This window comes from Azospirillum brasilense, from assembly GCF_005222205.1.
In the GTDB taxonomy this organism is placed as follows: Bacteria; Pseudomonadota; Alphaproteobacteria; order Azospirillales; family Azospirillaceae; genus Azospirillum; species Azospirillum brasilense_G.
Genome location: NZ_CP032347.1, coordinates 220,479 through 233,052 on the forward strand (window position 1 = coordinate 220,479; position 12,574 = coordinate 233,052).

At 69.7% G+C, this 12,574-nt stretch carries 11 protein-coding genes; 2 read left to right on the plus strand and 9 right to left on the minus strand.

Annotation, left to right across the window (positions count from 1 at the left end; all coding sequences use genetic code 11):
• Positions 1-563 precede the first annotated feature (563 nt).
• Positions 564-731, plus strand: coding sequence for a hypothetical protein (locus D3869_RS33225; protein ID WP_175426583.1), 168 nt, complete (start codon positions 564-566; stop codon positions 729-731).
• Between the two features lie 161 nt (positions 732-892).
• Positions 893-1,627 (plus strand): proteasome-type protease, encoded by a 735-nt coding sequence (locus D3869_RS23200; RefSeq protein ID WP_137142184.1) that lies wholly within the window; start codon positions 893-895, stop codon positions 1,625-1,627.
• Here D3869_RS23200 and D3869_RS23205 read toward each other — a convergent pair.
• The 9 genes from D3869_RS23205 to D3869_RS23250 all read right to left on the minus strand — a co-directional run bounded on the left by D3869_RS23205 (position 1,624) and on the right by D3869_RS23250 (position 12,515).
• A complete protein-coding gene (locus D3869_RS23205) occupies positions 1,624-3,741 on the minus strand; it encodes a molybdopterin-containing oxidoreductase family protein (protein ID WP_137142185.1) in 2,118 nt (705 codons plus the stop codon). The genes D3869_RS23200 and D3869_RS23205 overlap by 4 nt on opposite strands.
• 27 nt (positions 3,742-3,768) lie before the next feature.
• The gene (locus D3869_RS23210; protein WP_137142186.1) at positions 3,769-4,911 is read right to left on the minus strand and encodes a THUMP domain-containing class I SAM-dependent RNA methyltransferase; all 1,143 of its coding nucleotides are present in this window, start codon (positions 4,909-4,911) and stop codon (positions 3,769-3,771) included.
• Between the two features lie 42 nt (positions 4,912-4,953).
• On the minus strand, positions 4,954-5,631 hold the full coding sequence (locus tag D3869_RS23215) for a GDSL-type esterase/lipase family protein (protein ID WP_137142187.1): 678 nt from the start codon (positions 5,629-5,631) through the stop codon (positions 4,954-4,956).
• Complete coding sequence (locus tag D3869_RS23220) at positions 5,628-6,839, minus strand: hypothetical protein (protein ID WP_137142188.1); 1,212 nt, start codon at positions 6,837-6,839, stop codon at positions 5,628-5,630. Before D3869_RS23220 ends, D3869_RS23215 begins: the two co-directional genes overlap by 4 nt.
• Positions 6,840-6,995: 156 nt before the next feature.
• Positions 6,996-8,036: an SIS domain-containing protein gene (locus D3869_RS23225; protein WP_137142189.1), complete on the minus strand. Its 1,041-nt coding sequence runs from the start codon at positions 8,034-8,036 to the stop codon at positions 6,996-6,998.
• 51 nt (positions 8,037-8,087) lie between these two features.
• Entirely contained in the window at positions 8,088-9,287 is a 1,200-nt protein-coding gene (locus D3869_RS23230) for a lipid II:glycine glycyltransferase FemX (RefSeq protein ID WP_137142190.1), read from the minus strand.
• Between the two features lie 70 nt (positions 9,288-9,357).
• Entirely contained in the window at positions 9,358-10,533 is a 1,176-nt protein-coding gene (locus D3869_RS23235) for an acyltransferase family protein (protein ID WP_137142191.1), read from the minus strand.
• Between the two features lie 380 nt (positions 10,534-10,913).
• Positions 10,914-11,654: a beta-ketoacyl-ACP reductase gene (locus D3869_RS23245; protein ID WP_137142193.1), complete on the minus strand. Its 741-nt coding sequence runs from the start codon at positions 11,652-11,654 to the stop codon at positions 10,914-10,916.
• Positions 11,655-11,945: 291 nt separating this feature from the next.
• On the minus strand, positions 11,946-12,515 hold the full coding sequence (locus tag D3869_RS23250) for a hypothetical protein (RefSeq protein WP_137142194.1): 570 nt from the start codon (positions 12,513-12,515) through the stop codon (positions 11,946-11,948).
• Between the last annotated feature and the right edge of the window lie 59 nt (positions 12,516-12,574).

The following is a 12,574-nucleotide window of genomic DNA, read 5'->3' on the forward strand; positions in this document are numbered from 1 at the left end:
AAATTATGCTGCGGTGCGGAATATATTAGTTTCACTGACGCCTTTTCGGGCGTTTCCTCCCTAGACTCGGGCCGCCGGAGCAATCCTGGCGGCCTTTTTCTTTGCCCGAAGCGTGTCACGAGGCGTGTGCGCCGCAGCAATCGACTGCAATGTCCGATGGTGAAGCAAGGCCCTGAAAGTGAAACACGCTGCCGCCGTCAAAGCCCTGCGGGGGGTGCAAGGGCTTGAGGCATGCAGCGTGTTGCATTGTGCGCGCGCCTTTGTTTTTGTGCGGCGCGCCCCTGCTTTCACGGACTACCGAGTCCTCCCTAGACTCCGGCCTGACGCTGTTCGCAGCGCTACGAAAGATAGACCATACGTACCCGCATGATGTCAATGGGCGTGGTGGCCGGAGGTGTATATTTTTTAGCCTATGACCTTGCGCCGCAACCCGGAAGTTCCACGCGAATCGGGACATGATCGACTGCCAATGTAGGAGCGGGCCGATGGCAGCGCGTACCATCGCCGTCTTGGTTCACGTCATGCCCGCCGGGCATCGGAACCGACACTGCGGAGGAAGCACCATGGCCGACGAACGGAACCCGAACCAGATGGGCAGCCAGGACGAGCGGAAGCAGGGGCAGCAGACCCAGGACAACCCGAAGAACCGGCAGCAGGGGCAGGACCAGGCGAACCGGCGGCAGCAGGGCATGGACGACGACCGGGACGATAAGGGCGGGCAGCAGCGCTGAGCGGACGCCGCAAGGGACGTCGCAGGGGCGGGGCATGATGTCCTGTCCCCCGCGATGGGTTTGCGGCGTGATGGTTTTTTCGGCATACACTGGGGCGGCCGGCCGGCCGCCCCTTTTCGCGTGGGCGGTCCGGCTTCCGCTGGGAGGGGAGAGGACAGACCATGACCTACTGCGTCGCCCTGTATCTGAAGGACGGCTTGGTGATGCTGTCGGACACGCGCACCAACGCGGGGGTGGATCACATCTCCATCTTCAGCAAGATGCACGTCTTCGAAGAGCCGGGCGACCGCATGATCGCGCTGATGACCGCCGGCAACCTGTCGCTGACCCAGTCCGTGATCGCGCTGATCCAGGAGGGGGTGGAGCTGGACGGCGAGATCCGGACCATCTCCAGCGTGAACGGCATGTTCCAGGCGGCCCAGCTCGTCGGCGCCGCCGTGCGTCAGGTGTGGAAGCGGGACGGCCACGCGCTGAAGGAGCAGCGGGTGGATTTCGACCTGTCCATCATCCTTGGCGGTCAGATCCGCGGGGACCGGGTGCGGCTGTTCCACGTCTACGCCGCCGGCAACTTCATCGAGGCGACCGCCGACAACGCCTTCTTCCAGATCGGGGAACACAAGTACGGCAAGCCGATCCTCGACCGCGCGTTGACCCACAACACGCCGCTGGAGGAGGGGATGAAGCTGGTGCTGATCTCCATGGACAGCACGCTGCGCTCCAACCTGACGGTCGGGCTGCCGCTCGACCTGATCGCGTACCGCCGCGATGCGCTGAAGCTGGAGACGCGGCGGCGGATCGGCGAGGACGACCCCTGCTTCAAGGAGATCAGCGACGGCTGGTCTCAGGCGCTCCGCGAGGCCTTCCGCTCCCTGCCGCCGCCCAAATGGGCTGACTAAACGGGTTCCGCCGCCTTCCGCACCCGCACATGGCTGTCGTGGAAGGCGGCGCCGCCGAAGGGCGCCACCGGGTCGGCGCCGGTCAGGCTGTTGATGCCGCGCCCGCCCTCGTGCGCGGCGTTGGGCCAGATGGATTCGGCGATGACCACGCCCCGCCGCACCCCGTCGAACAGCCGCGCGTGCAGGAGCACCGCGCCGCGCCCGTTGACGGCCTCCACCCGATCGCCCTCCGCGATGCCCAGTTCCGCCGCGTCCTCGGGGTGCAGCATCAGGCTCGGCCGGCGCTCCCGCCCCGCCGAGGTCGGGGTCTCGGTGAAGCTGCTGTTCAGGAAGTTGCGGGCCGGCGCGGTGACCAGCCGCAACGGATGCTCATCGTCCGCCTCCTCCGTCACCGCCCAATGGTCGGGGAAGGTCGGCATCGAATCGACCGGGCCGAAGGTGGACGGCGCGGCGTAGGGCACCTTGGGCCAGTCCGGCTTCAGGCGGAACTTGCCGTCGGGCCAGCGGAAGCCCTTCACGAAATGCGCCTCCTCGAAAGCCGGCTGCACGTCGAGGAAGCGCTGGGATTCCAGCGCCTCCAGCGTGCCGTGGCCGGACGCGCGCAGCGTGGCGTCGATCAATTCCCGCTCGGTCATGGCGAAGCCGGGGTGGGAGTCGCTGCCCAGCCGCCGCGCCAGCTCCGTGATGACGGCGTGGTTGGGCCGGCAGTCGCCGGGCGGATCGACCAGCTTGGGCCCGAGCAGGATGTGCTGGTTGCCGCCGGCCTGATAGAGGTCGTCATGTTCCAGGAACATGGTGGCGGGCAGCACGATGTCGGCCATGCGGGCCGTCTCGGTCATGAACTGCTCATGCACGCAGACGAACAGGTCGTCGCGGGCGAAGCCGCGGCGCACGCGCGCCTGATCGGGGGCGATGGTCACCGGGTTGGTGTTCTGGATCAGCAGAGCCGTCACCGGCGGGCCGCCGGCCAGCGCCTCCGGGTCGCCCTCCAGGATCGGGCCGATGCGCGACTGGTCGAGCATGCGCACGGTCGGGTCACGCAGGTCCAGCCCCTCGATCAGCGTCTTGTTCCAGCCGTAGATGCCGCTGTTGGAGTGGAAGGCCCCGCCGCCCTCGACCTGCCAAGCGCCGCTGACCACCGGGATGCAGGAGGCGGCGTGCATGTTCACCGCCCCGTTGCGCGAGCGGGTGAAGCCGTAGCCCAGCCGGAAATAGCTGCGTGGCGTCCGCCCGACCAGCCGGGCAAAGGCCTCGATCTCCGCCGCCGGCAGGCCGGTGATGGCCTCGGCCCATTCCGGGGTGCGGCTGGCGAGATGCGCCTCCAGCCCGGCGGGATCGTCGGCGTGGCTGGCGAGATAGGCGCGGTCGGCCAGCCCGTCACGGAACAGCACATGCATCACCGCGCAAGCCAGCGCCCCGTCGCTGCCCGGACGGATCAGCAGGGAAATGTCCGCCTGCTCCATGGTCGGGGTGCGGTAGACGTCGACCACGGCGATCTTGGCCCCGCGCTCCTTGCGGGCGCGGACCGCGTGGGTCATCACGTTGACCTGGGTGGAGACGGCGTTGGTGCCCCAGATCACCACGAGGTCGGACTTGGCCATCTCACGCGGGTCGGCCCCGGCCAGCTTGCCGGCGCCGGCCAGCCAGCCGGCCCAGGCCGGGTTGGTGCAGATGGTGGCGAAGAAGCCCGACCAGCGCCGGGCGTGGCGCAGCCGGTTGATGCCGTCGCGCTGCACCAGCCCCATGGTGCCCGCGTAGTAGTAGGGCCACACCGTCTCCGGCCCGTGTTGCCGCTCGGCCTCCAGGAACCGGTCGGCGACGATGTCCAGCGCCTCGTCCCAGGAGATCGGCGCAAACTGGCCGGAGCCCTTGGGACCGGTGCGGCGCAGCGGCTGCGTCAGCCGGTCGGGATGGTGCACCCGCTCGGCGTAACGGGCGACCTTCGCGCAAATCACCCCGGCGGTGTAGCTGTTGTCGGCAGCGCCGCGGATGCGCCCGATGCGGCGATCGTCCAGCACCTCGACCTCCAGCGCGCAGGTGGACGGGCAATCGTGCGGGCAGGCCGATGCTTGCAGACGGGGGGCGTGCAGGCGGGGGGCGGTGCGGTTGGACATGGTTCTACAAATGGGTGCGGGAAGGGGTCAGGGAAGGGCGGCGGTGCTGTGCAGCGTCACGCGCAGGCCGCCGTGCGACACCGACGGGCCGGACGGCTGGAAAGGCAGGCCGGTCGCCTGGGCCAGCGACGCCTCGTTGGTGACGAGACCGACCCGCCAGCCGGAAAAGCGTGTCAGCAGGGTCTGGCCCAGCGCGCCGTAGAGGGCGAACAGCGGCTTCTTCTCGCCGATCCGCGCGCCGTAGGGCGGGTTGACGATGACGAGGCCCGGCGGACCCTCCGGCGGCATCAGGTCGCTGACCGCGTGCTTCTGGAAGTCCGTCAGGGCGGCGACGCCCGCGCGCTCGGCGTTGGCGCGGCTCATGGCGATGGCTCCGCCGTCGCGGTCGCTGCCGTAGAAACGGACCGCGGGCGCGGCGCCCGTTCCGCCCGCGGAGCGCATTGCCTGCCACGCCGCGTCGTCGAAGGAGGCGAGCTGTTCAAAGGCGAAGCGGCGGCTGCGTCCGGGGTGGAGGCCGGCGGCGATCTCCGCCGCCTCGATGACGAAGGTGCCGGACCCGCACATCGGATCGACCACCGGTTCGCTGCCGTCGAAGCCGCAATGGTGCAGGAACAGCGCGGCCAGCGTCTCGCGCAGCGGGGCCTTGTGGATCTCTTCCTTGTGGCCGCGCTTGTGCAGGGACTCGCCCGACGCGTCGACGCTGATGGTGCACAGGTCGTCGTCGATGCGGGCCTTGATGGAGACCTCGGCCTCGGCGGAGATGGGGGCGCCCAGCTCCTCGGTGATGGCGCGCTCGATGCGCTGGGCGGTCGCCCCGGCGTGGTAGATGCGCGAGCCCTTGCAGGACGCCTCGACGCGGACCGGCACGTCGGGGCGGAGGAACTCGGCCCAGGGCACCCGGCGCGCCCGCTTGTCGAGCTGGGCGAGGTGGAAGGCGCGGAAGGAGGCGACGCGGGCCAGCACGCGGGTCGCCCCGCGCAGTTCCAGGTTCGCCCGCCAGACCTCCGGCCAGCCGCCGCGGACGGTGACGCCGCCCTTGATGGCGGTGGCGTCGCGGAAGCCCTTGGCCTTCACCTCCGCGCAGAGCACGGATTCCAGGCCCGGCGCGGTGACGATGAAGATCTCGAAATCGGTGCCGGTACGGTCGGCGGCGGCGGTGTCGCTGGTCATGGCCCCTAGATATCCCGAAGCCCCGCCGCCTTCGACATCTTTCTAGCAACCGGCCTTGCCGACCATGGCGGTCAGACGCTCATAGCCGGCGCGGGTCAGGTGCACCGGGTCCTTGTAGAGCGGGCAGGCGCCCTCTGCCGGGCAGGCGTCGCGCAGCGGGGTGTTGGCATCCACCACGCGCAGTCCGGGGTCGGCGAGGGCGGCCAGCCGCCGGTTCACGTCCATGATGCGTTCGGCGAAGGCGGCGTTGCCGTCGCGCCGCGGCAGCAGGGTGAGCAGCGTGACGCAGGCGCCGGGGGCGGACCGCCTCACCTCCGCCGCGATGGTCCCGATGGTGCCGGCGATCTCCGCGGCGGAGCGGTTCGGCAGGTCGTTCGTTCCGACCAGGATCAGCGCGGACCTCAGCCCCATGCCCGGCCCGAAGGAGTGCCGCACCCGCCACAGCAGGTTTCCCGTGGTGTCGCCCCCGGCCCCGAAATTCAGCGGTTCCGCGTCGAACAGCCGGTGGGCGAGATCGGGGGGCCAGCCGGCGATCAGGGAATCCCCCAGCAGCATTGCCTTCGGGTCCTGCCGCCGCAGCGTCTCCATGCGCTTGGTCAGCCAGTCCGGGTAGGGCGGCTGCGTGCGTGGGCCGACAGGCGTCTCGCCCTGCGCCGGAATGGCCAGGAACGCCAGCAGTGCGGCGACCCCGGCCCATCCCGCTCGGATGATCCGACTCACGCCGCCTTCGCCGGCAGGGCGACGGCCGGGACCTGCTCCGGGTGCAGGGCGGGCGGCGAGAGGTCCAGCACGGCGCGCTCACCCTCGGTCAGCGGGCGCAGGGCGTTCACCGTCAGCGCGACGGTCAGCGGACCCTTCGGGGCGGGGGCGTCCAGCACGAGGTCGGTCGCCCGGCCGGGATGCACCTCGAACCGCTCCTCGGCCAGCGTTGCGCCGTCCTCCGCGGCGATGGAAACCGCGACGCGGAGCGGGACGGAGTCCCGCAGGGGGCAGCGCAGGGTGGCGCCGAGATGGAAGGCGCCGGGCGCGTGGACTCCCGTCCAGCGCAGCGTGGTTCCGGGCTTCTCCGGATCCGGGCCGTGCAGGCGGAACATCCCCTCATAGGGGCGGCACCAGCTGTTGCCGTTCAGCAACCGGGCGGTTCCGGCGCGCAGGTCGCCCGCGATGGGCTTACTCATGTCCTGATCGGGGCCGAAGGGGAAGCGCAGTTGCACCAGCGCGTCCGGTGTGCCGATGCGCAGGGCGGCGTGGCGCTGCGCCCAGTCGTGACAGGGGAACAGGCGCAGCGCGCCCTGGACGATGGAGAACCACGCCGCGGCGTCGATGTCGTCCGCCTGATGGTAGGGGGCGAAGCGGGTGACGTAGCCGCGCATCAGGCCGGGCCGCTGCCAATCCACGCGGCCGATCCGGGCGGGGTCGTCGGTCGCCTGAACCTCGAGCAGGGCGAAGTCGTCGTGGCCCGCCAGTGCGGCCAACGCCTCATAAAGGCCGTCGACGGTCGCGGGGGCGATGCCGGGGTTCGACTTCACGACGAAGATCACCCCGCCCATCGCCGCCCGCGCGGTGAACTTGGTCTGGAGATACTGGATCTTGCGCGTCTCCCGGCGGTGCATCGCGCGCCTCGTCGCCTCGTCGTCGCGGAAGACCAAGCGTCCGCCGGTGACATCGGACTTCATGTCGCTGTGCCAGCCGATGCCGTAGGCGGAATCCAGCACCATGCCGGTGCGCAGCGGCGACAGATTCTCGAACCGGTACATGCCCTCGAAATTGGCGCGCAGCTTGGCCAGGAGCTGGTCGGGCTTCATGGAGGCCCAGCGGAACAGGCTCCCCGCCTCGCAGGACAACCGGCGCAGGACAAAGCCGAACTCACAATTGTCGCCCAGACTTTCAAACCGCAGAAGGTCGTCCGCGCCGATGCCGATGGTCATGCTGCTGTCCCGTTTCGCTGCCAAGCCGTGGTTTCGGCAAGCCTAGCGCGAGCCGGTCGGGCCGCGTCAACGGGCGGTGGCGGCGGCACCGAAATGATCACCGCGAATTCGAGGCAATTCAATCAGACTGTCCGGCCGTTCGGGCTGGCCGACCGTTCAGACTGTCCGAGTGACCTTGCGCAGATGGCGGGGCCGGTCGGGGTCGAAGCCGCGCGCCACCGCCAGCCGGGCCATGAAGGGGTAGAAGGCCTGGATCGCCGCGATGGGGTCCAGCACCGGGTGCAGCGGCGGTGGCAGGGCCAGGGGCGTGTCGGCCAAGGCAAGCGCCCGTTCCTCGGCGGAGGCGACCAGCAGATGGGCGCCGGCCCGCTTCAGCGCGCGGGCGGTGTCCAGCACGCCGTCCAGCGTCTCGTCCCGCACCGCCACGACCAGCACGGGGAAGCCCGGCTCGACCAGCGCCATCGGGCCGTGCATCACCTCCGCCGCGCTGAAGGGTTCGGCGTGGGCGGCGGCGGTCTCCTTGAACTTCAGCGCCATTTCCTGGGCGATGGGATAGCTGCGCCCCCGCGCGACGATCAGCAGGCTGGACACGGTCTCCAAGATCGGCAGCGCCGCCGACCAGTCCGCCGCTCCGGCCCGCTCCAGCCAAGGGGGCAACCGGAAAAGGGCGTCGAGAAGCGCGCGGTCGTCCGTCCAGACGGCGGTCAGCCGTGCGATGGCGGCGAGGCTGGCGACGAAGCTCTTGGTCGCGGCGACGCTCAACTCCGGCCCGGCGTGCAGGGGCAAGGGATGGGCGACCCGCTCCGCCAGCGGCGAGTCCTCTGCGTTGACCAGCGCCGCCGTCAGAGCGCCGCCGGCCCGCGCCGCGTCCGCGACGCGCAGCAGGTCGGGGCTCTGGCCCGATTGGGAGATGGCCAGGACGAAGGCGTCCCTCACCCGCAGATTGGAGCCGTAGGCTGTGACCACCGACGGCGCCGCCGAGGCGGTGACCAGCCCCAGCGCCGTTTCGAACAGGTAGCGGGCGTAGCCGGCGGCGTGGTCGCTGCTGCCCCGCGCGATCGTCATCGCGAAGGGTGGCGGCACGGCCCGCAGCCGGTCGGCAAGGGCCGCCACCGCTTCGGCGTCGGAGTCGAGCAGGCGCCGCACCGCCGCGGGGGCGGTGGCGGCCTCCTGCATCATCAGGGGATCGCTGGTCATGGGTCCGGCCTCCGTTCCAGGCCGATCATAACACGGCGGTGCCGCTCAAACTCACGCCGGGCCGGTCGGCGCCTTCGCCAGCACGGCGGCGTCGGCGGGGTCCATCTCCTCCGTCGGGGTGGGTTCGGCCTGGGGCGGTTTCCAATTGCGCAGCCGGTTCACCATCGCGCCGGCCTGGGTCTTCCAGCGGTCGGCCTGGGCGCGCATCGATTCGCCGCCCTGGACCAGCAGGCGGCTGGGCAGGGGGCCGGGCGTCTCGAAGGTGCCGAGATGAACCGTCTCGACCGGATGCTTGCCGGCGAGGCCGCGCTTGAACTGATAGACGCCGGGGTTGGTCTGAGCGTTCACCCCGTGCAGGTCGTAGCGCAGCCCGCCGTTCGCCTTGATCCACAGCAGCGCCCGCCATTGCAGCAGGTAGGCGGCGTTGACCCGCAGCCCGGCTTCCAGCGTGGCGGAGTTCTGCATCTGGCCGGTGGTGCCGAACAGCGACACCACCACGCCGGCCACCGGCCGCCCCTCATGCATGGCAAGGAAGGCGCGCATCTTCCGCCGCGTCGGCAGCGCCTCGTTGATGCGGGTGAAGGTGCGGCTGTCGTAGGCCTTGAAGCCCTTGCGGCGCTGCGTCTCGACGAAGATGTCGTCGATGGTCTCCAGCAGCTCGGTGTGGGAGCCCTCGACGACCTCAATCCCCATCCGCTCGGCCTTGTTCAGCCCGCGCCGCCAGTGGTGCGACAGGTTGGAGCGCAGGCCGGCCTCGTCGGCGTTCAGGTCGGTGATGAAGGTGCGGTAGGGGGCCTTCTCCTCCCGGAACCGCATCCCCAGCGAAGCCAGGGCCGCCGTCACCGCCTCCCCGTCCGCCTGCGAGACATGGGGCAGCAGGCGCAGCAGCAGGCCGCGCCGGTCCGTGTATTCCGCCTTCAGCGCGTGCAGCGCGGTCATCAGGGCGGCGTGGTCCGGCCCCTGGCCGCGCGGGTGCCACATCGGGCCCCACATGACCAGCGCCAGGCCGCCGATGCCCGGCACGCGGCGCAACAGCACCTGAACCGCCGCCACCGGACGCCCGTCGCGCCGCACGACGAGGTGGCTCAACTCGCGCCCGGCATGGGCGATGCGGCCATAATCCCAGGTCTGGAAGATGTTGGCGTCGTCGAAGCCATCGAGAATGGCGTACCAGCCGCTGCGGTCGACCCGGTCGATCTCGATGGAGGACGCGGGGCACAGGACATCGCCACCAAGCGCGTCGGTGTACATTCAGGTTTCTCCCCTGGAATTCACGGCGATCGTTTCTTGTGGAAGCGTTTGGTAACGGTTGGACGTTTGGTCACACGGTTCCGCCGGAGCGGTAGAAGGTGCTGAAGGCGGGGCGGGCCGAGAAGGCGGCCTGCGGGATGTCGAGCAGACGGCGCAGCCGGTCGCGCACCGCCGGTTCCAGGACCGCGGCGACCAGCAGGGCCACGGCGATGGACAGGGCGCCGCCGGTCACCGCGCCGGCCATCGAGGAGGCCCCGGCCTGCATCGCCAGCGCCTTGGCCGAGCCGCCGATGACCTCGTGCAGCAGGTAGAGCGGGTAGGTGGCCAGCCCGACCACGCGCAGCAGCGACAGGATGGGCGGCGGCAGCGTGGCGATCTCCGCCCTCCAGCGCGCCGAGGCGGCGATGGCGAGGAGCGACGCGCCCCAGATCAGCAGCGGGTTCATCCACAGATCGGCGAGGTTCAGCGGGACGGGCGAGCGCTCCACGAACTCCACCGACCGGGCGGTGATCTCCAGCGGCGCGGCGACCAGGGCCAGCAGGGCGGCGGTCATCCCCGTCCGGGTCAGCTTGCCGCGCGACCACAGCCACAGGAAGATGCCCAGCGCGAAGAACACGCCGTGGCGCAGCAGCGTCATGTTCAGCATGCCGTACTCGAACTCCAGGAACGGCAGGTTGACGACGCCGAAGACGTGCAGGCTGTAGACGCCGAGATAGGCCGAACTGGCGGCGGCCAGCGCCAGGGCGAATTGCGGCAGCCGGTGGAAGTGGCCGCTGAGCAGCAGCAGGAAGACCGCGCCGTAGAAGGCGATCTCGACCGGCAGCGTCCAGTAGGCCGATGCGACGTAGGGGCCGGCGGGCGCCAGCGTGAAGGAGGCGATGAAGCGCCGTGCGAGGTCCGGGTCGGGACCGGGCATGAGCACGAGGGCGACGAGGCACAGGATGGAGCAGACCCAGGCCGCCGGATAGAGGCGCAGCAGGCGCGACCGGATGAAGGCGACCGGGGTGGCGTTGTTGGCCGAATTCGCGATGACGAAGCCCGAGACCACGAAGAAGACCTGCACCCCGGCCCAGCCGGACCACATGACGTCGGCAACCGCCGGGTCGCGCCAGGTCAGGTGAAAGCCGGTGACCAGCAAAGCCGCGGCGAACCGCACCATGTCGATCCCATAGACGTAATCGGCCCCGGACCTGTGGCGGGCGGACCCGCCCCCCGGCAGAGTGTGCGTTGTCGGCGTTTCAGGCACGATTCCTCCCTTCCCGCATGGGGGATTCCCATGTGCGGGTTCTCGACGTCTGTTGATTCCGGAAGACGAGCGCGGTGCGGTCTCAGGACGCAACTTGCGTGCTGCTGCGGAGCATACCCGCTGGAGGGCACGGATACAGGGGCCCGAACGGATTCAACAGGAAATCTGCGGGAGTATACTGTTCAGATGATCGGCCGTTACCGAAGCCGTGGCGCAAAGGGGAGGTGCGCGGCGCGAACGGTCCGCCCGATCCCGGGCGTTTTACCGTGAAGGAATATGACGGAGAGCGAAAGGCACACGGCCCGTCCCCGGTCAGGCCGGGAACGGGCCGTGTGCTTGCCGGCTGGGCGGTTTGCCGCCGGCGCCGGACGGCCGGTGCCTTACTGGTAGTTCAGGCCGCCGTTGATGTTCAGGGTCGAGCCGGTGACGTAGCCGGCGATCTCCGACGCGAGGTAGGACACCGCGCCGCCGATCTCGTCCGGACGGCCCAGGCGCTTCATCGGAACGCTGTCGGTGATCGCCTGGCGGATGTCCTCACGGATCGCCATGACCATGTCGGTGCCGATGTAGCCCGGCGCGATGGCGTTGACGGTGACGCCCTTGGTCGCCAGCTCGGCGGCCAGCGCCTTGGTGAAGCCGATCACGCCGGCCTTGGCGGCCGAATAGTTGGTCTGGCCGGCCTGACCCTTCACGCCGTTCACCGAGGAGATGTTGATGATGCGGCCCCAGCCGCGCTCGGCCATCTTCGCCGACACCTGCTGGGTGACGTTGAACAGGCTGCTCAGGTTGGTGGCGATGACCGCATCCCACTGAGCCTTTTCCATCTTCGCGAAGAACTTGTCGCGGGTGATGCCGGCGTTGTTCACCAGGATGTCCACCGGACCCAGGTCGGCCTCGATCTTGGCGACCATCGCCTTGCAGCTTTCGAAGTCGGAAACGTCGCCTTCCGCCACGTAGAACTTGAAGCCGAGGGCTTCCTGCTGGCCCAGCCAGGCGGCGGCCGGCTCGAAGTTCGGCAGGCAGTTCGCCGCCACGATGCAACCGTCCTTGGCCAGGGCCTGGCAGATGGCGGTGCCGAGACCGCCCATGGCACCGGTGACGAGCGCGATCTTCTGAGACATTACAATCGCTCCAGTAATAGAAACGGCCAGCTCCTGGTGAGGCAAGCCCGCTGGTGAACCGCAGAAGCAAAGGGGTTGCTTCTTGTTACGGATGCTGTCGTGCCGATGGTCCTTATGGAGGAGCCATCAACCGCGGCGGCAGACATAACATAGAACAAGTCCGGCCCCGGGCCAATGCGCTGCAACATCGCAGATGCGAGCGGGTGCGATTTTTCACAGGAATGTCAATAAGAAATGAATTTTCAGCGCCTTACTGCACCGCACCAAGTGGTGTGACCAGTCGGATTCGGCTCAAATCCGAAGGATTCGCTCGCCGGTCTTGATGGCGAGCGGGAACAGCCTGGGCGCCACCGCCCCGAGAAGCCAGGGCCGCAGCTTCGCCAGAGCGGCCGGAGCGGCCAGAAGGGCGAGCGTCGCGCCGCTGTGCGCCCACCGCCCGGCGGTCATCTGCTCGAAGCCGTTCCACAGCAGGACGCCGCCGCTGCACAGCCCGGCCACGGCGGTGACGGCCTCTCCCAGCGCCTGCAGCGCGTCGATACCCCACAGCGGGTTCGTCGTGGTGACCCGTCCCACCAGCCGGCGCAGCTGCGCGGTCAGGCGCCGCGCCGCCGCTGCGTCGAACCGCCCGTCCTCGACCGCGGCGCGGGGCAGCGCGACCAGGACGTCGCCGTCGGGCTGGATCGACACACGGACCGGGATGGTGCGCAGACCACCATCACCGCCGCCGGATGATGGCGCTGCCACCGGCACGCGCAGGCCGATCGTCCGCCCGCCCTGTGCGAAGAACTGGAGGGCCAGGGCTATGCCATGCCCGCGCCGCGGGATCAGGCCGGCCTTGCCGCGGCGCAGGCGCCCGACCATCTCGGCCAGGGCGTCGCGCCTCCAGGTGAAGCCGTGCGGCAGGTCGCTGAGGAAGCGGC

Bases quoted from the DNA above. Each gene is read 5' to 3' on its own strand.
- D3869_RS23245 (WP_137142193.1), bottom strand. From the start codon at position 11,654: ATGTCTCAGAAGATCGCGCTCGTCACCGGTGCCATGGGCGGTCTCGGC.
- D3869_RS33225 (WP_175426583.1), top strand. From the start codon at position 564: ATGGCCGACGAACGGAACCCGAACCAGATGGGCAGCCAGGACGAGCGG.
- D3869_RS23225 (WP_137142189.1), bottom strand. From the start codon at position 8,036: ATGACCAGCGATCCCCTGATGATGCAGGAGGCCGCCACCGCCCCCGCG.
- D3869_RS23210 (WP_137142186.1), bottom strand. From the start codon at position 4,911: ATGACCAGCGACACCGCCGCCGCCGACCGTACCGGCACCGATTTCGAG.
- D3869_RS23200 (WP_137142184.1), top strand. From the start codon at position 893: ATGACCTACTGCGTCGCCCTGTATCTGAAGGACGGCTTGGTGATGCTG.
- D3869_RS23250 (WP_137142194.1), bottom strand. From the start codon at position 12,515: ATGGTCGGGCGCCTGCGCCGCGGCAAGGCCGGCCTGATCCCGCGGCGC.
- D3869_RS23220 (WP_137142188.1), bottom strand. From the start codon at position 6,839: ATGACCATCGGCATCGGCGCGGACGACCTTCTGCGGTTTGAAAGTCTG.
- D3869_RS23205 (WP_137142185.1), bottom strand. From the start codon at position 3,741: ATGTCCAACCGCACCGCCCCCCGCCTGCACGCCCCCCGTCTGCAAGCA.
- D3869_RS23230 (WP_137142190.1), bottom strand. From the start codon at position 9,287: ATGTACACCGACGCGCTTGGTGGCGATGTCCTGTGCCCCGCGTCCTCC.